A 21,132-nucleotide genomic window follows, 5' to 3' on the forward strand; every position below is an offset into this window, starting at 1 on the left:
TATCAACGCGTATCAGCGACGATCCGGCGGCATTGCAGGCATCGCCATGGCGACGGCTGCCACAGATAGTCGCGCCTGACGGGAGAAACGCCATGGCGAAGAGAACACACCGCACCCCGTTTCACTTGCGCCGGTGGGCGGCGGGCCTTGCCCTGCTGGCCGGCGCCGCGTCGCCGGCGCTGGCCGAACCCGCCATATCCGACGGGGTGGTGAAATTCGGCGTGCTGACCGATCTGAGCGGGCCGAGCGCCGACGGCACGGGCAAGGGCTCCGTCGTCGCCGCCGAAATGGCCATCGCCGATTTCGGCGGCAAGGTGCTGGGCAAGCCCATCGAACTGGTCTTCGCCGATCACCAGAGCAAGACCGACATTGGCATGGCCACGGCGCGCCGCTGGTATGACGCCGAAAAGGTTGACGTGATTCTCGACGTGCCGGTGTCGTCGATCGCCCTTGGCGTGCAGCAACTGACCAGGGAGCGCAATCGCGTCTTCCTGATGATGGGGCCAGGCTCGTCGGAGCTGACCGGCGCCGCCTGCTCCCCCAACGGCGTGCAATGGGTCTACAACACCTATGCGCTGGCCAATGTGGCCGGCAAGGCGCTGGTGGAGCGCGGCGACAACAGCTGGTTCTTCATCACCGCCGATTACACCTTCGGCCACATGCTGGAGAAGGACGCCTCCGCCGTGGTGAAGGCCCATGGCGGCAAGGTGCTGGGCAGCGCCAGGCACCCCTTCAACAACAATGATTTCGCCTCCCAGGTGGTGCAGGCGAAGACCTCCGGCGCCAAGGTCGTCGCGTTGGCCGATTCCGGCCAGGACACCCAGAACGTGCTGAAGCAGGCGGCGGAATTTGGCCTTGCCGCCGGCGGCCAGAAGCTGATCGCCCTGCTGTTCGGCATCACCGACGTGCCAGGCGTTGGCCTCGACATCGCCCAGGGCATGATGCTCACCGATGCGTTTTACTGGGACAGGGACGATGAAACCCGCGCCTTCGCCAAACGGTTTTACGAGAAGGTGGGCCGCATGCCGACCATGATGCAGGCGGGCGTGTATTCGGCGGTGAGCCACTACCTGAAAGCCGTCGCCGCGGCTGGAACCGATGAGGCGAAGGCAGCCGTCGCCCAGATGAAGAAGACGAAGATCAACGATATTTTCGCCAAAGACGGCTACATCCGCGACGACGGCCAGATGATCCACGACATGTATCTGGTGCAGGTAAAAACCCCTGAACAGTCGAAGTCGAAATGGGATGTCTACAATATCGTCGCCACCGTGCCCGGCGAGCAGGCGTTCCAGTCGCTCGACAAATCCGCCTGTCCGCTGGTGAAAAAGACCCGGTGACCGCGCCGGCGGTCGCCCGCGCGGATTTCACTTCAACCGGGGCGCATTCTGCTTTAAAGCTGGCGCATCTGCATGGGGCTTCGCCCCTGCACGTAAGCGTTAACGTCACTCAACGCGCATGATCGCGAGGCCTCTGGCCCCCGGTCTGCGCGGCTGTGTCCGGCGGATCGGGGTCAGGGCCTGCAAGCGGACGCCGCTGCGCCCCGAAAGGACCCGGATGACTTCCCCAGACACCCAGATCGACAGTTCCGCCCCCCGCATAACGCGCGTGCGACACGACCTGAAACGCCGGCGGCTCCAGGTGACGCGGGTCGAGCGCCTGACCCCCGCCATGCTGCGCATTCACTTCACCGGCGACGCTTTGGCGGATTTCGTCAGCCTGGGCGCCGACGACCACGTGAAACTCTTTGTCCCGGGACCGGGCGGCGAGATGGTGAGCCGCGATTACACGCCCCGCGCCTTCGACGCGGCGGCCCAAACCCTGGTGATTGATTTCGCCGTGCATGACGCTGGCCCGGCGACGCTCTGGGCGCTGGAGGCGCGCCCTGGCGACCAGCTGGAGATCGGCGGCCCGCGCGGCTCCATGGTCATCGGGCCGGATATCGGCTGGTGGCTGCTGATCGGTGATGAAACGGCGCTGCCAGCCATCGGCCGCCGCATCGAGGAGATGCCGGCCGGCGCAAGGGTCATCAGCCTCGTCGCCGTTCCCGGCAGGGACGACGAACAGACGTTCGTCACCCCAGCCGACCACCGGGCGCTTTGGGTGCACCGGTCGCCCGGCCAGGCCGACGACCCGGAGCCGGTGCTGCGCGCCCTTGCGGCGCTGGAGCTGCCGGCGGGCGACGGCTTCATCTGGATCGCCGCCGAGGCCCGCGTGGCCCGGGCGGCGCGCCAGTTCCTCGTTGAACAGCGGGGCCATCCGCTGCCCTGGCTGAAGGCCTCCGGCTATTGGGTCAACGGGATGGCCGATGCGTCGGACAAGCTCATCGAATAACGGGGCGGAGCGGGGGGATTGGCGCCGCCAGCGCCAGGCAGGCGCCTGGCGCGTGTCCGGCGAACGGGTATTCGCCGGATATGCGCGGCCTGGGGCCCGCTCAGTTCACCTGCCGGTCCCGTCCCTCCCAATAGGGGGCGCGCAACTCCCGGCGCAGGATTTTTCCTGACGGATTGCGCGGCAGCGCGTCTATGAAGTCGATGGATTTCGGCGTTTTGTAGCCGGCGATGCGCGTGCGTGTGAAGGCGATGATGTCGTCCGCCGTGGCCTCGCCGCCCGGCCGCAGCACCACGACCGCCTTGACGCTCTCGCCCCATTTGTCATCCGGCACGCCGATCACCGCTGTTTCGGCCACGTCCGGGTGATCGCAGACGACGCTTTCCACCTCGGCCGGATAGACGTTCTCGCCTCCGGAAATGATCATGTCCTTGATGCGGTCCTGGATGAACAGATAGCCGTCCTCATCCAGATAGCCGGCGTCGCCGGTCGCCAGCCAGCCGTCGCTGTCGACGGTTCTGGCGGTGGCCTCGGGCAGGTTCCAGTAGCCAACCATATTGGCGCCGGAGCGGATGGCGACTTCGCCGATCTCACCGGCCGGCAGGGGCTTGCCATCGCCGCCGCGCACCATCAGTTCGACGCCGGGCATCGCCTTGCCGGCCGCGCGCATCCGCGCGCCGCCCTCAAGGTGATCGGCCGGCGGCAGGGCGACGACCGAACCCGTCGTCTCGGTCATGCCGTACACCTGCACGAATTCGCAGCCGAAGGTGTCGATGCACTCCCGCAGCAGCGCGGCGGGGATCGGCGATGCGCCATAGAAGATGGTTTTCAGCCGCGAATAATCCGCCTGCGCCGCCCGGGGCAGCCGCACGACGATCTGCAGCGCGGCGGGCGCCATGAAAATCCGGCTGACGCCCGCCTGCTCGAAATAATCCAGCACCTTGCCCGGATCGAACTCACGCGCCACCAGGCCTTTGGCGCCGAAACACAGGCTGTTGACGCCCCATTGCGTGCCGCCGATGTGGAAGCAGGGCATGGCCAGCAGCGCCACGTCCCCGTCGGACCAGTCGTTCCACGAGGCCGGGTTGTCGCGATCCTCCGCCTGCACCATGTGCAGCAGATTGCCGTGCGACAGCATCGCGCCCTTGGGCTTGCCGGTGGTGCCGGAGGTATAGAGCTGGATGACCACGTCATCACGGCCCACCGGCGTCGCCGGCGCGGCGCTGCTTTGGGCGTCGCGCCAGGCGACGTAATCCGGCCACTCCGCCGCGCCGCCTTCCGTGGTCAGGATGGTGCGGACGTGGGGAAGGTCGCCCTGGATTTTCCGCGCCAGATCGACGAATTCCGGCCCCACGAACAGCACCGGCGCCATGCAGTCGTTGATGATGAAGGCGCTTTCCGGCGGCGCCAGCCGCCAGTTCACCGGGGTCATCACCACGCCCGCCTTGCCGGCGCCCATCAGCAGTTCGAAATAGACGTCGCTGTTCTTGCCGATGTAGGCGATGCGGCCGCCCTTGCCGAGGCCGAGGGTGACAAGGCCGTTGGCGACGCGATTGGTGTTGTCGTCCAGTTCCGCGAATGTTGTTTGCCGGCCCTCAAATTCATAGGCGACCATTCCGGCCCGGTCCCGGGCCTGCGCCCGCACCACGTCCGCAAGCGTCGGCAATATCTCTGGCGATGCCATTCCCGTGTTTCCTCCCCCTTGTCCCTGTTGTCTTTATGCCGTCCATGGACGGACGCGCGGCGCCGAAGGGGACCGGCGCCGCGCTGTTGATCATATACCAGACCGGCGCGCGGTCTGTCCGTGGGAGGTCGCGCCCGCGCCCCCATTTTTCACCACTTCCATGACGTGACGCGCAGACGCGAAGTCAGGCGGGGCTTTCGGGAGGGGTTACAGGGGCGCGCAGGAGAGAATGGCTTTCGGCGCGCAGTTACACTGGTAGTTGCTGCTGTTGCAGACGCGAATGTCGACGCTGAAGTCGGCGCAATTGCACTCCACCCGATAGGTCGAATTGACGAAACTGGTGAAGAGCGAAAAACCGCGGCCGCTATTTGCCGGTTTCGATCCAACCTGGAATCTGCTGCTTGCCGTGTCGGCCGCCGGCCGTGTGTTCGCCGCAGCGATCGGGGAGACGAGCAGGCTGACGACGAGGAGACAGGCAACAGGCGCCACGATGCGCATCCGGCGGAACTCCGTGTCTGGTGAATGCTGGCGGAGCATGAAGCATAAACGCGCTGGCGAATAAAGTCGCGCAGAAACCGGGGGCCAGGGGCGTCATCCTGCGCTGACGCTGCGGACCAGACGTCGGGCAGGGCGCGCGCGCCGGGCCATCACGATCGCCGGAACGTTAATTGTCCGGGCCGTGGCCTGACCATACAACCGTGGTGAAAACAACAATCCGGTGAAGGTGATGCCGTTTAGCAAGGGGAGTGGGCGCGTCCATCTGCCGAGCGCGGAGCTAAGGGTGGTGAGCGCCCACGATGATGGTCTTCACATAGAGATCCGGCCATCGGACGGACCGATCGGCGGCATCTTGATTTTTCTGAGTTCCGCTTCGTTTCCAGCCTTGCTGCGCGGCATCGCCGACAGCATGCACAACAGCGACGCCAATGCGGCGGACGCCTCTGCGCCGGGCGCGGGGGACGCGTCAGATGAGCCGCACGCCGCTCCCGGGGCCGGGGACGGCGAGGTTTCCGCCGCCGAAACCGCCGCCGCCGAGATATGGCTGCGGGCCGGGCAGCCGGGGCAGGCGACGGACCAGGCCGATGATGTGCTCGACGCTCCGTCGTTCTGGCAGAGATTTCGCGCCCGTCGCCACAACGAATAATTGCCTGGATTAATTGCCCGCCCATAATTGCCTGCCACGACGGCGGACGGGCGATATTGCATCACCTCCACCGCGATATCGCGCCGCCGCCAGCCTTACCGGCGCCAGTCGCCGCTGGCGTCAGACCTGTAGCCCAGCGCCCGGTAGGCGGCGTCAACCAGGCTTTGGCCCCGGTCGTTGAGCAGGATGCCAGGTCCCATCCGGTTCATGGCGTAACCAAAGCTCATGCCGGCCTCAGGATCAGCGAAGCCGATCGAGCCGCCGGCCCCCACGTGGCCAAAGGCAGCCTCCGACAGGATCACCGAACAATCAGTGGCGTTGTCGAGGCGGCGGTTGTCCATTGATTTCATGAAGCCCAGCGAGAAACGCGTCGGGATTGCCAGCGTGGCGTCCTCATGGGTGGCCACTGATACGCGCGCCATGCGCGCCAGGGCGTCCGGGCTGACAAGCCTGACGCCATCCAGCGCGCCGCCGTTGGCCAGCGGCGCGTACAGGCCGGCCAGCCCCCGCGCATTGGTGACGCCCGTGGCCGAGCCAATCTCCGCCGCCCGCGCTTCACGGGAGTTCGGGTTGAAGTGGCCATTGTTGAACAGGAACAGCGCCGACGGGCTCATCGGATCCGCCAGGGCGGCGCGCACGATCCGGCTGCCGCGCGTCGTCTCGTCGGGAATGAACGGCAGCACCGGGGCGACGCGATCTTCCATGACCTCCGGCAGCCCCATCCAGAACTCGACGCCAAGCGGCGCCGCCACTTCCTGCTGGAAAAAGGCGCCCATGCGCATGCCGGTGGAGCGCCGCACCATTTCGCCCACGGTCCAGGCGCTGGTGACGGCGTGATAGCCGTTGCGGGTTCCGGGGCGCCAGAACGGCGTCTCCTTTTCAAGAAGTTCGACCATGTGCGCGTAGTCGTAATAGGCGCCCGGCCTGAGCTCCTCCCGCAGGGCGGGAACGCCGGCCGAATGGTCGAGCATCATCGAAACCAGCGTATCCTCTTTTCCGGCCTGCCCATATTCGGGCCAGTAGCGCGTGACGGGCGCATCAAGATCGAGCAGGCCGCGATCCGCCGCCATATGGGCGCACAGGGCTGAGGCGCCCTTGGTGCAGGAAAACACCACCGACAGGGTGTCCTGCTCCCAGGCAGGACCATCCGGCGTCTTGCGCCCGCCCCACAGATCCACCACGGTTCTCCCGCCGACGGATATGGCGACGCTGGCGCCGATCTCGCCGCGCGTGTTGAAGTTTTCAATAAAAGCTTCCAGCACGCCGACGTATTGCGGGTCGCAAAAACCGGATACGCCGCCCTGCGCCGTCGGCCGTTCCTGAATGTCCATTGTTTCCCCCGGGATGGTTTATCGGGCGACAGGCTGTCAGCTTGCCGGCGCCTTGCCAACCCACATCTGCGCCGGGCCAGGTATTGCAGGGCATGGCGGGACAGGGCAGGGCGACGCCGAACCGGCCTGGCCGCCGGCGCGGCGTCGGCAAGGGACGACGCGCGCCTGCCTGCCAAAACGCGCCTGTCTCACGCGCGCCTGTCTCAAGCGCGTCTTTCTCAAAGCGCGGCGGCTGGCGGCCGGTAGGGAGTCTTTTGCGTCAAAGGCTGTGCTCCGCAAGACGACCGCCTTATGAACCCAACGGCGCTGGCCCGATGGTCGTCGCAGGCGTGACATGAACCGCCGGTTCGGCCCGCCCGGCATGTCCGGCCAGACGCTGGGGCCCCACGGCGCGCACGGAAAACGCCAGTGCGATTTGAAACCGTCAGCAGCCGCAATGCGCTCGGGTTCCGAAACCGTTTCGGTCGACCCTCCGCAATATCCCCACCGATTTTCAGCCCAGTCCCCGCTTTTCCGTTGACCTCCCACGCGTCTGTGACTATCCCTTGCCGCAGCTGGAGACGTGGCCGAGAGGCTGAAGGCACTCGTTTGCTAAATGAGCAAGCCTGGAAACGGGCTTCGAGGGTTCGAATCCCTCCGTCTCCGCCACCTGCCTCTTTCCCATACAGCAATGTGTTGCCGCCTCCCATCACAGGGGAGCCTTGATTTTCAAGGGGTTGCTTCGCCAGCCGCCGTTGATCGGGCCGACATATTCACGGTGCGATCACCGACATTGATCCGGCCGGGGCGATCATTTTCCCGGGTGAAAAGGGCAGCCGCGCGGGGCCCGTGCAGCCAGGAGGCCCGTGTAGCCAGGAGGCCAGTGCGACGTCAGGAGGTGAGGGCGACGCCAGGAAGCCTGGCGCCGCTCCGTGGATTGCTGTCCATTCAGCGCGCGTCGGTCGGCGCGCTTAGAACGTCAGCACGATTTTTCCAAAGTGGCTCCCGCTCGCCATTTCATCAATCGCCCGGGGCGCCTCTGTCCATGGGAGCGTGCGATCAATGACGGGCCGGATTTGATGCAGCGTCATGGCGCGGCACATCGCCTCAAACATTTCCCGCGATCCGACCGAAACGCCCTGAACCCTTGCCGATGTGCCAATCATCACCGAGGGGGAGAGGGTGGCCGGCGGCGCGCTGGCGTCCGTCAGTACGCCGATGACCGCTATATGGCCGCCCATGCGCACGGATTTCAGGCTCTCAATCAGCGTTCCCGCGCCGCCAACCTCCATGATGAAGTCGGCGCCCCGGCCGTTGGTGGCTTCCCGCACCGGGCGATGCCAGTTGGGCTCGGACCTGTAGTTGATGAGATGGGTCGCGCCGAGCGCCCGGGCGCGCTCCAGCTTCTCATCCGATGAAGACGTGACAATGGTCCGGTATCCGGCGGCATGGGCGAACTGGAGCCCGAAGATGGAGACGCCGCCGGTTCCCTGGAGCACCACAGTGTCGCCAGGCTCAAGCCGGGCGTCGACGAACATGGCCCGCCACGCCGTGAGCGCCGCGCACGGAAGGGTCGAAACCTCCACATCGGTGAGATAGTCCGGCACGCGGCAAACGGCGCTTTCGGGAAACAGGGCAAGGTCACGCCCGGCGCCTGGCGCCCCTGGCGAGCCAAGCGCTCCAGCCGCTTTTTCTGGCGCCGGGTGACCCGAAACCCAATTTGGAAAGAACAGCGTCGAGACGCGGTCGCCCGGGGCGACGCGCGTCACGCCTTCGCCCACGGCCTCAACAATACCGCAGCCATCAGAAAACGGGACCACCGGCGGAGAGCTCTCATTGCCTTTCGCATAGCCGCCCCTGGCCGTGATGAGGGTGTCGCGAAAGTTCAGTGAAACCGCCCGCATCCGCACGGTGACCTGGCCCGCTCCTGGCGTCGGGTCGGGATGGTCGGCAATCCTGAGATTGGATGTCCCCCATGGATAGGACAGTTCAAGGGCGCGCATTGATTTCCTCCTGGGCGGCGCTGTTTGGCCGCGCAATGTCCCCAGTGATGGCAGAAAGCGGCTGCGCCATGCAACAGGGGCCGTTACGCCGTCGCTTCATCCAGAAAGAAAGCTCAGGCCAGCCAGGCCCGCCCATGCTCTTGCAATGGCGGCCCTGAATGCGCCTGCCCTGACTGCGCCCATGACGCTTTGGCGGTCCGGCGCCGCGCCAGCAGCGAGCGCCCCGCCGGGTCATGGAAAACGCCGCGATTGTCCGTGAATTGCCCACGCGCGGCCGCGGCGATGATATCGCCAAACGACGTCGCCAGGTTCGGCGACGGCGAGCGTCCGGTCACGACCGGTTTCCCCGCGCCGGGGCGGCGGCGTTGCTGCAATATTTCACCTTGCCCTGGCGGTATATCGCCCGGCGCTCATCCCACCCGCTGTATCAGCGCCATGGCAGCGGCCGGGTTGCTCACCTTGTGCCCGCTGATGACATAGAGGAATACGTCGCGAGGGTCGCCGGCTTCGGGCTTTTCCACGTAGTCCAGCCCCTCTGGCGCGCCGCCCGCCGCCCACGCGCGGGCGCGTTCGGCCCAGCGATCAAGGTCGGCGGCGTCATATCCGGCGGGGCCGGCGCGCTCGTCCGTGCCCATGGCTCGGACGTAGACGAACGGCGCCGTTATATCGGCGATCTGCGGATATTCGCTGTCGCCGGCGATCACGGCGGCCACGCCGTACTGGCGCAGCAGGCTGGTGAAGGCGGGTGTCCGGAAGCTGTCGTGGCGTACTTCAACCACGTGACGCAGGTCGCGCCCCTGAAGTGTCCGTGGCAACAGTTTCAGAAACGCCTCGAAATCATCCGGGTCGAATTTCTTGGTGGCCATGAACTGCCAGTTAACCGGCCCAAGCTTGTCGCCCAGTTCCGTGACCCCGCTTCCGAAAAAACGTTCGATGGTTTCGCCGGCCTCCGCCAGCACCCGGCGATTGGTGGCGAAGCGCGGCGCCTTCAGCGAAAAAACGAAGCCGTCCGGCGTTTCATCGCGCCATTTGGCGAAGCTCTCGGGCTTTTGTGAGCCGTAATAGGTGCCGTTGATCTCGATGGAGGTCAGGTGTCCGGCGGAATATTCCAGCTCGCGCTTCTGCGGCAGCTTTTCCGGATAGAACACGCCCCGCCACGGCGCGTAGGTCCAGCCGCCGACGCCGATCCTGATTCTGCCTGCCTTCTTGTCCGTCAATGTCGTGGTCCCGTCGCGTTTCCGGTGCGCAACGGTAACGCATTCCAGCGCCGCTGCGCTCCGGATTCTGCTTTCAAACTGGCGTGAGGCCAACAGATGGGAAGGCCAACGGATGGGAGGGCCAATAGATCAAAGGAGACAGACCAGGAAGCCGGCTGGCCTCCTGGCGCCCAGGCTCAGGTTCTCAAAATGGCTCGATGATCCGCTTGCGGCTGGCGCGTGGCGGCGCGGGCGGCAGATTATCCAGCGTGCGCAGCAGGATGGCGCGGGTTTCGGCGGGATCGATGACGTCGTCGTAGATGAAGCGCGCCGCGCATTCCACGGCGGTGTTGGCTTCCTTCATCTCCGCCGTCAGCGCGGCGTGGCGCGCCGCCCGTTCGGCTGGATCGGCGATGGCCGCGAGTTCCTTGCCGTGGATGATGGTGACGGCGCCCTCCAGCCCCATGCCGCCGTACTCGGCGGTGGGCCAGGCCAGCAGGATTTCCGGATCGAGCGGCCGCGATCCCATGATGTAATAGCCAAGGCCATAAGCCTTGCGCATCACCACGGTCATCACCGGAATGGTGGCGTTGGCCAGCGCCGTCAGCACGCGGGCGCTGTGGCGCATCAGTCCGGTGCGCTCGACCTCCGGCCCCACCATCAGGCCGGGCGTGTCGCACAGCACCAGTAGCGGAATGTCGAAGGCGTCGCAGATCTGCACGAAGCGCGCCATCTTCAGGCAGGCGGGCGTGTCCATGGCCCCGGCCAGGAACATCGGCTGGTTGGCGATGACCCCGACCGGCCGGCCGTTCAGCCGGATGAAAGAGGTCACCGCCGCCTTGCCGTAACCGGCCTTGATTTCCAGCACGCTGCCTTCGTCGGCCAAAGTCTCGATGACCTTGCGCACATTGTAGGCGCGGCGCGGGTTCTCCGGCACGATGTCGCGCAACGGGGCCTGATCGCGCGCCTTGCCTGGCGCGGCGGATGGCGATCCCGGCGGGTCGAAATAGGCCAGATATTTTTTGGCGACGGCGATCGCCTCTTCTTCATTGTCCACCAGCACGTCGATAACGCCGGAGGCCCAGTGCGCCTCGGCCGGGCCAATTTCCTCCGGCGTGAAGCGCTTGCCCAGCGCCGCTTCCACCAGCGGCGGCCCGGCGAGGCCCATGGCCGAATCGCGCGTCGCCACCAGCAGGTCGCACATGCCGGCGAGGTTGGCGTGGCCGGCGAAGGCGCGACCCGGCACGATGCCGATGGTCGGGACCAGGCCGGACAGGCGGGCGAACACCACGAAGGTGGGCGTTGAGGGCCGCGCGACCACATGCATGTCGTGCGGCCGGGCGCCGCCGCCGTCCAGCCAGCAGATCACCGGCAGCCGGCGCTTTTCCGCATGTTCGAACATGCGGGTGATCTTGGTGTGGTTGAGGGCGCTCTGCGCTCCGCCATAGACCGTGAAATCATAGCCGACGAAATCGACGGCGCGTCCGCCGACCCGGGCCGCGCCCATCACCAGGCCGTCGGCGGCGCCTTCCATGCCGTCGATCGCCGGCCGGACGAGACCGCCATATTCGGTGAAGCTGTCCGCGTCGGCCAGGGCGGCGAGGGCCTCGCGCACGGTCCATTTGCCGCGTTTGCGTTGTCTGGCGACCGCGGCGGGGCGGGCGTCGTCGAGACGTCCGGCCTGCATGGAGACAAGGTTTTCGAGATCCTGACGCACACTGTTGCTCCGTCGGATATGGCGGCCGGATCGCGGCGCGGCCATGAGGTTTTCGGGCGAAACAGCCGCTGCTTCGCGCATGACATGCCGGGGCTGGGCCGGAAGCCCGGTTCCCCCGGGCTGGCGTGGTTCAGGCGATGTTGAGCCTGGCGCTGCCCAGTTTCTCGCGCTTCAGGCGGATGCCGGCGGCCTCCCGGTCCCAGGCGTCGTCGGTCAGGCCCTGTTCGCGCAGGATGTATTTCTCCACCTTCTGCGTCGGCGTGCGCGGCAGTTCGGACATCACGCGGATGTAGCGCGGCGTCATGAAGTGCGGCAGCCGCCGGGTCAGGAACGCGGTCAACTCCTCCATGTCGATCTGCGCCCCCTCCACCGGGGCGATGATCGCCATCACCTCGTCCTCGCCGAATTCGGACGGTACGCCGATGACCGCCGCCTCGCGGATCTGCGGATGGGCCAGCAGTTCCGACTCCACCTCGAAGGACGAGATGTTCTCGCCGCGCCGGCGCAGGGCGTCCTTCTTGCGGTCGACGAAGAAATAATTGCCGTCGGCGTCGCGGCGGAAGGCGTCGCCGGTGTGGAACCAGCCGTTGCGCCAGGCCTTCGCCGTCGCCTCGGGGTTGCGGTTGTAGCCGTGATTGAGCGCCCACGGGATGTCGGAGCGCACCAGCAGTTCGCCGACCTCGCCGACAGCGACCTCCACGTCATGGTCGTCAACGATGCGGGCATGAAAGCCAGTGCGCACGCGGCCGCAGGTTTTGGCGACGGTCGGGTTGGCCTCCGAGACGATGGGGCAGGAAATCTCCGTCATGTTGAACACGGTGTAGATGTCGACGCCGAAGCGGCGGGTGAACTCCGGCGCGTCCTCGCTCAGGGGCACCATCACCGCCTGGCGCAGGGAGTGGTCGCGGTCGCGCGGGGAGGGCGGCTCCTTCAGCAGGAACGGCACCATGGCGCCCAGCAGCGTCATGGTGGTGCAGCCGGTGCGGCGGATCGTGTCCCAGAAGGTGCGGGTGTCGAACGCCTCGACAATGGCCACCGAGCCGCCATTCAGCAGCATGCGGTTAACCGCATTGGTTCCGCCCACATGGAACAGCGGCAGGTTGACCATGGCCCGGTCGTCGCGGGTGACATTGTCCAGCGCCTCGCACATGCAGGCGGCGTGGCGATAGGACGACAGCACCCCCTTGGATGGCCCCGTGGTGCCGGAGGTGTAGATGATCGACTGGGTGTCCCACGGCATGATCGGCCGCGATGGTTCGCCGGGTTCGCCTTCAGCGCGGGAGAGGGCCGTTTCCGGCAGGATTCCGAGGCCAGGAACATTCACCGGCCGGTCGCCGATGGTCACCAGCGTCTTCAGGTCGGCCAGATCCACATCAGCCAGCCGTTCCGCCAGCTGGCTGTCGGCCACCATCAGTCGCGCGCCGGAATTGGCGATGACATGGGCCAGCACGCCGCCGCGATAGCTGATGTTGACGGGCACATAGACGGCGCCGAGGTAGTTCAGCGCGAACCACACGGCGATGGCGTGCGGGCCGTTGGGCAGCCACGACAGCACGTGATCGCCCTGGGAGACGCCGAGCGCCGTGAAGCCGGCGGCGAAGCGCCGGGCGATCTGGCGGGTTTCGCCCCATGTCCAGCTGCTGTCATCGGCGAACAGGGCGAATGTCCGCTCCGGCTGGGTGTCCGCATGCCGGTCGAGCACATAGCGCAGCACGCAATTGCCCGGGTCCCGCTGGGTCGCGATGTCCATGGTCCGTTTCCTCAAACGATGCTTCTGTGGGCCAGGGCGCAGGTTCGCCCCGCGGCTGGCCCGGTTAAGGCGCCGCCAGTATTCTGGTCGGCGGAAAAAGTGGGGCTCAGGGGCGCGGCGTCTCCTTGCAGCGGCTGGCCGCGTTGCCCGCGCGGGCGATCGCCGCCGTCGCCATCTCCTGCATCAGCGGCGAGAGTGCGCGCAGATCGGTCGCCCCCTCGGTCAGCACCCATTCGACGAACACGCCGCGCACCATGGCGACGATCACCGCCGCCAGCTTTTCACAGTCCGCGTCCGGGGCGATTTCGCCGGCGTCGCGCGCCTCCTCCAGATGCTTCTGAAAGCCGGCGGCGAAGGCGCCCATCAGCGCCTGCATGCGCGGGCGCAGCTCGGTCACGCCGTAGGCGGCGTCCACATACATGTAGTGCACGAACCGGGCGCCGATGGGGCTCTTCAGGCCGCCCTCGACGTGGGCGGCGATGCGCGCCCGCACCGCCGCAAGACCGCGCAGGCTTCCCACCTGCATCGGCGCCTGTTCGGCGAACCAGGCGTCGGCCGAATCGATCATGGCGTTGAGCAGGCCAAGCTTGCTGCCAAAGCGCTCCACCGGCAGGCCGCGGCTGTAGCCGGCGGCGACGCCCACATCCGCCAGCGTGGTGCGCGCGACGCCTTTTTCCGCGATCAGCCCCATGGCCGCGACGATCATCCGCCGGTCGGAAATCTGGCGACGTTCGGCGCGGCTTCGGGGCGGTCTGGCTGTAACAGGCGGGCGATGCAATGGAATTCCGTTCCCGAAAAATTTTCCGAACGCCAGTTTCTAACACTTGCTGGCTGACTAGCAAGTGTTACCATGCCGCCAATAACGACAGGGAGCCGGATGCAGGCGCGGGACGCGCCAGGCCCCCGGATACAACGGGAAACGCCATGGACGACCACGGTGGACCCGCGGGCCTGACAGGGCGCGGCGCCGCCGGATCGTCTCCAGAAAAAAACCAGAGGGCGCGATTGTCCGGGCAGGACCCGTCGTCGTGCTTCGGAGGGATCGCCAATGAGTCGCGCAGACCGGACCATCCTCACCGCCGCCGGGTCCATCGACCGGCGCAGCTTTCTTCAACTCGCCGGGCTGACGGCCGGCGCCTCGGCGCTGGGGGCGGGGCTGGCCGGCGGCGCGGCGGCCGCCGAACCGTTCAGGATCGGCTGGGTGCGGCCAACCACGGGGCGCCTGGTCACCTCGTTCAACCCGCTCTACATGGGCGGCGTCATGGCGGTGGAGGAAATCAACGCCGCCGGCGGCATTCTCGGCCGCCAGATCGAGCGGGTGGAGGAGGACGACGAGGCCCTGCCGTCGAAGGAGCCTGGCATCGTCCGCAAGCTGCGCGGCGCCGGCATTCACTATGTCGTCGGGCCTACCGGCTCGTCCCAGTCCCTGTCCTCCATCGCCGCCACCACGGCGGCGAAGATGATCCAGGCGACCTATGCGGCGGCGGCCGAGGCGGGCGACGGCAAGCGCTACCCTTATCATTACCAGCTGCTGTTCAATACCGACCAGCAGGCCGAGATCTGCGTCGACTACATGCTGAAGAACCAGGGGCTGAAGAAGATCGGCGTCCTGCAGGAGAACACCGCCTTCGGCGAGCAGGCGACCGCCTCAACCGTGAAATATCTGAAAAAAGCCGGCGTCGAGCCTGCCTCTGTTCAGGTCTATCCGATCAATGCGCCTGATCTCGCCGCTTACGTGTCGAACCTGCAAAAAGCTGGCGTCGACGGGGTGATTGCCTGGATCGCCAACATCCCCAACGCGGCGATGATCTTCAACACCATGAAATCACTGAACTGGTTCCCGCCGGTCACCGGCCACAGCGGCCTGTTCCTGCCGTCGCTGTTTGAACTGGTGTCGCCGGAGGCGGTGAAGAACGTTTACGGCACCTACTACAAATCCTTTACCTGGAACGCGACCGAACAACCGGGCGAGCGCCAGGTAGCCTTCGCTAAAAAGCTGGCTGAAATACCCGGCGCGAAGAATAATGAAGTCAATATCGCCGCCAGCCCCTATTACGACTTTGTCTATCTGCTGAAGCACGCCATCGAGCAGACGAAGAGCTTCGAGGTCGCGGACATCAAAAAGGCCCTCGACAGCACGAAGGATTTTCCCGGCCTGCTCGGCAAGGTGTCGTTCACGCCAGAAAACCACAGCGGCATTGCCCTTGCCGACATCACCCTGGCCTCGGTCAGCTCCGGCGTCGACAAGCGCGCCATGGGCTGCATGCGCGAGCGCGCGCCCGGGCTCTGACCGCCGCTTCACGACGCAACGCCAACCGGCCCCGGGGCGCTTTCGCTGGCCGCCGTCAGGACGGCGGGCCGTCATCGCGCCAGCCCGTCCCCGCCAGGCGCCCGCGGCAAAGTCTGGCGCCCGCGGCAAAGTCAGGAGCCTGCGGCAAAGCAGGCGCCCGCGGCAACGCTTGAGGCCCGCGGCAACGCGTACAGGGCCCAACGCACAGGTGCTGAATCCATGGACATCGACATCCTCGCGAGAGGTCTGGTCGCGGGCAGCCTTTATGCGCTGGTGGCGGTCAGCTTCAACATTCTCTACCGGCCGACCAACGTCTTCAATTTCGCCCAGGGCGAACTGGTGATGCTGGGCGCCATGGTCTTCGCCAGCCTGGCCACCGTGCTCGGCTGGCCCTGGTACGCGGCGCTGATCGTCACCCTGCTGGGCGTTGGCCTGCTGACGCTGCTGATCGATGTGGTGGCCGTGGCGCCGGTGCTGGCCCGCTCGCAGCATGGCACGGGCTGGGTCATCACCACCCTGGCCGCCTCGCTGATCATCGCCAATGGCGTCAACCGCATCTGGGGGCCGGATCCGATCGTGGTGCGCCCGCCGGCGCCGCTGACCACGGACACCTTCAGCCTCGCCGGCATGACCGTGAGCGCTTACCAGATTTTTCTGGTGCTGCTGACCGTCATATTGGTGCTGGCCATCGAGCAGGTTTACCGCACCCGCCAGGGCAAGGCTGTTCTGGCGGTGGCTGAAGACCGGGAGGCGGCGCTGTTGCGCGGCGTCAATCCGCTGCGCCTCAGCCGCTGGTCGTTCTTTCTTGGCGGCGCCTTTGCCGGCCTCACCGGCGTGCTCGCCGCGCCGGTGCTCTACGCCTCCACCGGCCTTGGTCCGGCGCTCCTGCTGAAGGGCTTCGCCGCCGCGGCCGTCGGCTCCATCGGCAACAATCGCGGCGCGTTGATCGCCGGCTATCTGATTGGCGTCACCGAAGCCCTGGGCGCAGCGCTGCTGTCGCCAGGCTACCAGGAGGCGGTGGTGTTCCTGCTGGTGCTGTGCGTGTTGCTGGTCTGGCCGCACGGTCTGTTCGGCCGTCCCTTCGCGAGGACGGTGTGACCATGGCGGCTTCCGTTGCAAAATCTCGCGGCCTGGCGGGTCTGCTGGTCCAGGCGGCGCTGGTCGTCATCGTGCTGGCCCTGCCGCTGGCGCTCGATCCCTACGGCTACCCGCTGTTCGTCGCCACCCAGCTCGGCGTCTATGTCATCGCCGCCATCGGCCTGAACCTGCTCGCCGGCTATGCCGGTCAGGTGTCGCTGGGCCATGGCGCCTTCATCGCCATCGGCGCCTACGCCACGGCGCTGCTCACGGTGGACCAGGGCTGGTCGTTCTGGCTGGCGGCGCTGGCCGGGGTGGCGCTGTCGGCGTTGATGGGCGTGCTGATGGCGCTGCCGTCGTTCCGCCTCTCCACCTGGTACTTCGCCTTCATCACCCTGGCCTTCGCCCAGGTGTTCGAGAAGATGATCGTGGAGTGGCGCGGCCTCACCAAAGGCTTCGCCGGCGTCGTCGGCGTGCAGCCGCCATCCGTGTTCGGCCATGTGCTGGAGCCGGCCGGCGTTTACTGGCTGGTGGCGATCATCGCCATCATCGGCTTCTGGCTGGTGAACAATCTCGTCCGCTCGCGCTTCGGTCGCGGCTTCGTCGCCGTGCGCGACGCGCCCGCCGCCGCCCAGGCCGCCGGCGCCTCGCCGGCGCGGCTGAAGCTGCTCGCCTTTGTCATCGCCGCCTGCTTCGCCGGCGTCGCCGGCGCCTTCTTCGCCGTGCAAAAGACGGTGGTGACGCCGGACGATTTCACCGCCGAGTTCTCCATTTTCTTCCTGCTGACCGTGGTGCTCGGCGGCCTTGGCACGCGCTGGGGGCCGGTGGTCGGCGCCCTTGTGTTCTTCCTCGTCCCGGAGTTGCTCACTGGCCTGGAAAGCTGGCGCATGATGGTCTACGGCGCGGCGCTGCTGGCGCTGATGCTGTTCGCCCCCCATGGTCTTGTCGGCGCCGCCCGCAGCCTGTTCGACCGCCTGCGACCGAAGCAGGCCGGGCAGACGACGCAGCCGGCTGAGACTGTTCAGCCCCAGGGCGCCCACGTGGAGCGACCCGCCATCAGCGGTCTTTCGCTGGAGGTGAAGGACCTGCGCAAGAGCTTCGGCGGCGTCGTCGCCCTTGGCGGCGTTGACCTGTCGGTGGCGCCTGGAACCTGCGCCGCCATTGTCGGCCCCAACGGCTCCGGCAAGACCACGCTGCTGAATGTGGTTGGCGCCTATTACCGGCGCGATGCCGGCGCAGTGCTGCTGGGCGGGCGTGAGACAAAAGGCCTTTCCCCCCAGCAGATCGCTGGCGAAGGCCTGGGCCGCACCTTCCAGACGCCGCGCCTGCTGGGCGAACTGACGGTGCTGGACAATGTGCTGCTTGGCGCTTTCCGGCGCGAGCGCGCCTCGCTGCCGGGAACCATGTTGCGGCTGCCTGGCGCGATGGCGGAAGCGGAGCGGCTGCGGGCCGAGGCGATGGAGCTGTTGGCCTTTGTCGGCGTCGCCGACCGGGCGGATGATCTGGCCAGCGAAACCCCGCACGGCCACCAGCGCCTGGTGGAAATTGCCCGCGCCCTGATGGGCGGCGCCCGGCTGATCATGCTCGACGAGCCGGCGGCGGGTCTGTCGATGACCGAGCTGGATCGCCTCGAGCAGCTGATCCGGCGCATTCTCGCCCTTGGCGCCACGGTGGTCATCGTCGAGCACCACCTCGACCTGGTCGCCAGCATCGCCAGCCATGTGACGGTGCTGGATCGCGGCGTCGTGCTGGCTTCGGGCGCGCCCCAGGCGGTGTTCGCCGACGCCGCCGTCATGGCGGCTTACATGGGCGAGCGGGCGCTGAACGAACAGGCGTCGGATCAGCTTTCAGATGAGGCGGCGGGCGAGGTTGCCCGGCCGCGCCCTGTCCCGGCGAAGGGAGCGTGACCATGACCATGGCTTCAAACGCCGGCCAGGCTGGCGACCTGCTGCTGTCAGTAGAAGATGTCGATGTGGGCTACGGCCATGTCGGCGTGCTGGAGGGGGTGACGCTGTCCGTGCGGCGCGGCTCCATCGCCGCTTTGGTCGGCCGCAACGGCGCCGGCAAATCCACCCTGTTGCGGGCGATTTCCGGCCTGCTGACGCCATCGCGCGGCCAGATCGTCTTTAACGGCCGCGCCATCAGCCGAGACAAACCGCATGCGATCGTCGGGGCAGGGCTGCTGCATGTGGCCGAGGGGCGTCGGCTGTTCAGGTCCCAAAGCGTCGACGACAATCTGGAGCTTGGCGTCTATGGCCTGAAAATGGATGCGGCGGGCTATCAACGCCGGCTGGCGCGGGTATTCGAACTGTTTCCGGTGCTGGAGGAAAAGCGCCGCCTGCCGGCCGGCGCCCTTTCCGGCGGCCAGCAGCAGATGCTCGCCATCGGCCAGGCCATGATGCGCGAGCCGGTGCTGCTGATGCTGGACGAACCGTCGCTTGGCCTGTCGCCGCTGCTGGTTGATCAGGTGTTCGCGGCGATCATGGCGTTGCAGCAGGCCGGAACCACGATCCTGCTGGTCGAGCAACTGGTCGAACGGGCGCTTGAGATCGCCAGTGAGGCGTGGGTCCTGCAGAACGGCCGCATGATCGCCAGCGGCCCGGCGGCGCAGATCGCCGCCAGCGAGGAACTGCGCGCCGCTTATATGGCGGCGCATTGAAGCAAGATCATGGGTGTGTGATTTTCCGATAAATGTATTTTTGTCAAAGGTATACGGTGAATCTCTGAATCATTTTCTGCAGGCGTCCGGTTTCATTTCAGCGTGGTGAGCACCGCCCCGGCGGCGATCAGGACAATGCCAAGGGCTGCCTTCGCCGAGATGCGCTCGCCCAGGAAGCTGATGGCGAACAGCGTTGTGAAAACGACGCTCAGCTTGTCCACCGGCGCCACCTGCGAGGCTGGCCCCAGTTTCAGCGCCCGGAAGTAGCACAGCCACGACAGGCCCGTCGCAATCCCGGAAAGGGCGAGAAACGCCCACGTTTTGGGCGGGATGCCGCCAGGCGCCCGCCATTGTCCTGTCGCCGTCACCAGTATGGCGGCGACGGCGAGGATCACCACGGTGCGAATGAAGGTGGCGAGATCGGCGTTGATGTCACTGACGCCGACCTTGGCGAGGATCGCGGTCAGCGCTGCGAACACCGCCGACAGCAGCGCCCAGAACTGCCAGGACGTGACCTGAAATAACGTCTGCATGACTGGTTTCCCGTGTCGGCGCCACGGCCGTGCGCCGGTCTGGGGCCTTCTCCGTCGCGCCCGCGCCCGTTGTGCTGCAGGGCGTCATCAAACCGCAAAAGCGCGCTGGTATAGCGCCGCATTTTGCCGGGGATTCGACAAGATTGAATCACTTCGCCTGATTCATCGAAAAACTGCAAAACAATCGTTCTGAACGGCCATGCAACGTTAACGGGGGATGAATAACCAACCTTTACATGCGCCAGAGGAGAGCAAAGTCGTGTCATTTGCGCCACAATGACGCCCAAAAGGCCCCGGGATCGAAAGCGCAGCCTGAGTTCCGGTTGATCGATCCGTCTGCAACGATAATGTGACCGCCAGTGGGAAGTTTCGATCAGGCAGTCGCTTCGTAACAGCAGGGGTTTCTGGCGTTGCGAAGCGCTGCAGGGAAGAGATGAGAGGGGAGCCGGACAGTCCGTCGGGCGGTCTGGCGTTTCACTTCCCATGGGGTCTCAAATCTGGAGGTTAACATGAAGCTCGCAAAGAGCCTTCTCCTCGGTTCGGCAGCCGGTTTCCTGGCCGTCGCGGGGGCACAGGCAGCGGATCTTCCGATGACGAAGTCCGCTCCGGTTGAGTATGTGAAAGTTTGCGCGACGCACGGCGTCGGCTTCTTCTACATTCCTGGCACGGACACCTGCATCCGCATCGGCGGCCGCGTGTCGTTCGCCACGCAGTTCGCGCAGTACCGCACCCTTGCGGCTGACAAGACCAACTTCATCGCCGCCGGCCGTATCCAGGTCGACGCCCGCACCGCCACCCAGTGGGGCACGCTGCGCACCTTCGTCCGTATGGACATCGCCAGCCGCACCGGCCAGCAGCACGGCGCCACGAGCACCCTGCGCAACCACGGCCCGTCGGGCTTCAACGCCACTGGCGTCGACACCTACAACCGCGCCTACAAGTACGTTGAAATCGACAAGGCGTTCATCCAGTTCGCCGGCCTGACCGCCGGTCGCGCCACGTCGTTCTACGACTTCTACCAGACCGACATCGAGCTGACGAACTTCTCGATCACCTCGAACGCGTCCTCCACCAACCTGCTGGCCTACACCGCCAAGTTCGGCAACGGCTTCAGCGCCACGATCTCGATGGAAGACCCGACCTTCCGTCGTAACCCGCTGTTCTTCGGCGGCGTCAGCGGAGCCAACCCGGCCACCGCTGTTGTCACCAGCCCGTTCGTCGGCCTGAACGGCGGCGTTCCGAACGCTGGCCTGTGCCTCAACGGCACGGTCGTGGGCTGCACCTTCGCCGCTCCGGTCTGGACCTTCAACGCCAACGGCGAGCGCGTCGGTTACGCTTATGTCGACGCCTCCCAGCGCCTGAACGTTCCGGACTTCGTCGGTAACCTGCGCGTTGACCAGGGTTGGGGCTCCGCCCAGCTGTCGGTCGCCACCCACCA

General features: G+C 66.3%; 17 protein-coding genes and 1 tRNA gene. 9 read left to right on the top strand and 9 right to left on the bottom strand.

Going from position 1 to position 21,132, the window contains the following annotated elements; all coding sequences use genetic code 11:
• Positions 1–92 precede the first annotated feature (92 nt).
• Positions 93–1,340 (top strand): ABC transporter substrate-binding protein, encoded by a 1,248-nt coding sequence (locus EV666_RS12290; RefSeq protein WP_132008248.1) that lies wholly within the window; start codon positions 93–95, stop codon positions 1,338–1,340.
• Between the two features lie 217 nt (positions 1,341–1,557).
• On the top strand, positions 1,558–2,334 hold the full coding sequence (locus tag EV666_RS12295) for a siderophore-interacting protein (protein WP_132008251.1): 777 nt from the start codon (positions 1,558–1,560) through the stop codon (positions 2,332–2,334).
• A 100-nt stretch (positions 2,335–2,434) separates the two neighbouring features.
• On the opposite strand, the gene EV666_RS12300 is transcribed toward EV666_RS12295, so the two are convergent.
• Entirely contained in the window at positions 2,435–4,015 is a 1,581-nt protein-coding gene (locus EV666_RS12300) for a fatty acid--CoA ligase (RefSeq protein WP_132008254.1), read from the bottom strand.
• Positions 4,016–4,222: 207 nt separating this feature from the next.
• Positions 4,223–4,513, bottom strand: coding sequence for a hypothetical protein (locus tag EV666_RS12305; protein ID WP_132008257.1), 291 nt, complete (start codon positions 4,511–4,513; stop codon positions 4,223–4,225).
• Between the two features lie 220 nt (positions 4,514–4,733).
• On the opposite strand from EV666_RS12305, the gene EV666_RS18250 reads away from it, so the two are divergent.
• Entirely contained in the window at positions 4,734–5,159 is a 426-nt protein-coding gene (locus tag EV666_RS18250) for a hypothetical protein (RefSeq protein ID WP_165910002.1), read from the top strand.
• A gap of 95 nt (positions 5,160–5,254) precedes the next feature.
• On the opposite strand, the gene EV666_RS12315 is transcribed toward EV666_RS18250, so the two are convergent.
• Positions 5,255–6,490 carry a serine hydrolase domain-containing protein gene (locus EV666_RS12315; protein ID WP_132008263.1) on the bottom strand — a complete coding sequence of 412 codons (1,236 nt, stop codon included), beginning with the start codon at positions 6,488–6,490 and terminating at the stop codon, positions 5,255–5,257.
• A gap of 556 nt (positions 6,491–7,046) precedes the next feature.
• Here EV666_RS12315 and EV666_RS12320 point away from each other — a divergent pair.
• Positions 7,047–7,138: transfer RNA gene (locus EV666_RS12320), tRNA-Ser, on the top strand.
• Positions 7,139–7,440: 302 nt separating this feature from the next.
• Here EV666_RS12320 and EV666_RS12325 read toward each other — a convergent pair.
• From EV666_RS12325 to EV666_RS12345, 5 genes are all read right to left on the bottom strand, one after another.
• Positions 7,441–8,472, bottom strand: a complete 1,032-nt coding sequence (locus EV666_RS12325; protein WP_132008266.1) for a zinc-dependent alcohol dehydrogenase family protein — start codon at positions 8,470–8,472, stop codon at positions 7,441–7,443.
• Between the two features lie 410 nt (positions 8,473–8,882).
• Entirely contained in the window at positions 8,883–9,689 is an 807-nt protein-coding gene (locus EV666_RS12330; RefSeq protein WP_132008269.1) for a DUF72 domain-containing protein, read from the bottom strand.
• A gap of 184 nt (positions 9,690–9,873) precedes the next feature.
• Positions 9,874–11,385 (bottom strand): acyl-CoA carboxylase subunit beta, encoded by a 1,512-nt coding sequence (locus EV666_RS12335; protein WP_165910003.1) that lies wholly within the window; start codon positions 11,383–11,385, stop codon positions 9,874–9,876.
• Positions 11,386–11,515: 130 nt separating this feature from the next.
• Complete coding sequence (locus tag EV666_RS12340; protein ID WP_132008275.1) at positions 11,516–13,135, bottom strand: AMP-binding protein; 1,620 nt, start codon at positions 13,133–13,135, stop codon at positions 11,516–11,518.
• A gap of 106 nt (positions 13,136–13,241) precedes the next feature.
• Positions 13,242–13,841 carry a TetR/AcrR family transcriptional regulator gene (locus EV666_RS12345; RefSeq protein WP_132008278.1) on the bottom strand — a complete coding sequence of 200 codons (600 nt, stop codon included), beginning with the start codon at positions 13,839–13,841 and terminating at the stop codon, positions 13,242–13,244.
• Between the two features lie 342 nt (positions 13,842–14,183).
• On the opposite strand from EV666_RS12345, the gene EV666_RS12350 reads away from it, so the two are divergent.
• From EV666_RS12350 to EV666_RS12365, 4 genes are all read left to right on the top strand, one after another.
• Positions 14,184–15,425, top strand: a complete 1,242-nt coding sequence (locus EV666_RS12350; RefSeq protein ID WP_132008281.1) for an ABC transporter substrate-binding protein — start codon at positions 14,184–14,186, stop codon at positions 15,423–15,425.
• Positions 15,426–15,644: 219 nt separating this feature from the next.
• The gene (locus tag EV666_RS12355) at positions 15,645–16,523 is read left to right on the top strand and encodes a branched-chain amino acid ABC transporter permease (protein ID WP_132008284.1); all 879 of its coding nucleotides are present in this window, start codon (positions 15,645–15,647) and stop codon (positions 16,521–16,523) included.
• Positions 16,524–16,525: 2 nt separating this feature from the next.
• Positions 16,526–18,409 (top strand): branched-chain amino acid ABC transporter ATP-binding protein/permease, encoded by a 1,884-nt coding sequence (locus EV666_RS12360; RefSeq protein WP_132008287.1) that lies wholly within the window; start codon positions 16,526–16,528, stop codon positions 18,407–18,409.
• Positions 18,410–18,450: 41 nt separating this feature from the next.
• Positions 18,451–19,161: an ABC transporter ATP-binding protein gene (locus tag EV666_RS12365; RefSeq protein WP_132008329.1), complete on the top strand. Its 711-nt coding sequence runs from the start codon at positions 18,451–18,453 to the stop codon at positions 19,159–19,161.
• A gap of 92 nt (positions 19,162–19,253) precedes the next feature.
• Here the strand turns inward: EV666_RS12365 and EV666_RS12370 are convergent, their stop codons facing one another.
• Positions 19,254–19,694: an EamA family transporter gene (locus EV666_RS12370; protein ID WP_132008290.1), complete on the bottom strand. Its 441-nt coding sequence runs from the start codon at positions 19,692–19,694 to the stop codon at positions 19,254–19,256.
• A gap of 590 nt (positions 19,695–20,284) precedes the next feature.
• Here EV666_RS12370 and EV666_RS12375 point away from each other — a divergent pair.
• On the top strand, positions 20,285–21,132 hold an 848-nt coding region (locus EV666_RS12375; protein WP_207906404.1), incomplete at its 3' end, for a porin.

The organism is Camelimonas lactis (assembly GCF_004342915.1).
Lineage (GTDB): Bacteria > Pseudomonadota > Alphaproteobacteria > Rhizobiales > Beijerinckiaceae > Camelimonas > Camelimonas lactis.

Coding starts and splice junctions, on each gene's coding strand:
- EV666_RS12300 (WP_132008254.1), bottom strand. CDS start 4,015: ATGGCATCGCCAGAGATATTGCCGACGCTTGCGGACGTGGTGCGGGCG.
- EV666_RS12295 (WP_132008251.1), top strand. CDS start 1,558: ATGACTTCCCCAGACACCCAGATCGACAGTTCCGCCCCCCGCATAACG.
- EV666_RS12360 (WP_132008287.1), top strand. CDS start 16,526: ATGGCGGCTTCCGTTGCAAAATCTCGCGGCCTGGCGGGTCTGCTGGTC.
- EV666_RS12305 (WP_132008257.1), bottom strand. CDS start 4,513: ATGCGCATCGTGGCGCCTGTTGCCTGTCTCCTCGTCGTCAGCCTGCTC.
- EV666_RS12345 (WP_132008278.1), bottom strand. CDS start 13,841: ATGATCGTCGCGGCCATGGGGCTGATCGCGGAAAAAGGCGTCGCGCGC.
- EV666_RS12370 (WP_132008290.1), bottom strand. CDS start 19,694: ATGCAGACGTTATTTCAGGTCACGTCCTGGCAGTTCTGGGCGCTGCTG.
- EV666_RS12325 (WP_132008266.1), bottom strand. CDS start 8,472: ATGCGCGCCCTTGAACTGTCCTATCCATGGGGGACATCCAATCTCAGG.
- EV666_RS12315 (WP_132008263.1), bottom strand. CDS start 6,490: ATGGACATTCAGGAACGGCCGACGGCGCAGGGCGGCGTATCCGGTTTT.
- EV666_RS12290 (WP_132008248.1), top strand. CDS start 93: ATGGCGAAGAGAACACACCGCACCCCGTTTCACTTGCGCCGGTGGGCG.
- EV666_RS12350 (WP_132008281.1), top strand. CDS start 14,184: ATGAGTCGCGCAGACCGGACCATCCTCACCGCCGCCGGGTCCATCGAC.
- EV666_RS12355 (WP_132008284.1), top strand. CDS start 15,645: ATGGACATCGACATCCTCGCGAGAGGTCTGGTCGCGGGCAGCCTTTAT.
- EV666_RS12340 (WP_132008275.1), bottom strand. CDS start 13,135: ATGGACATCGCGACCCAGCGGGACCCGGGCAATTGCGTGCTGCGCTAT.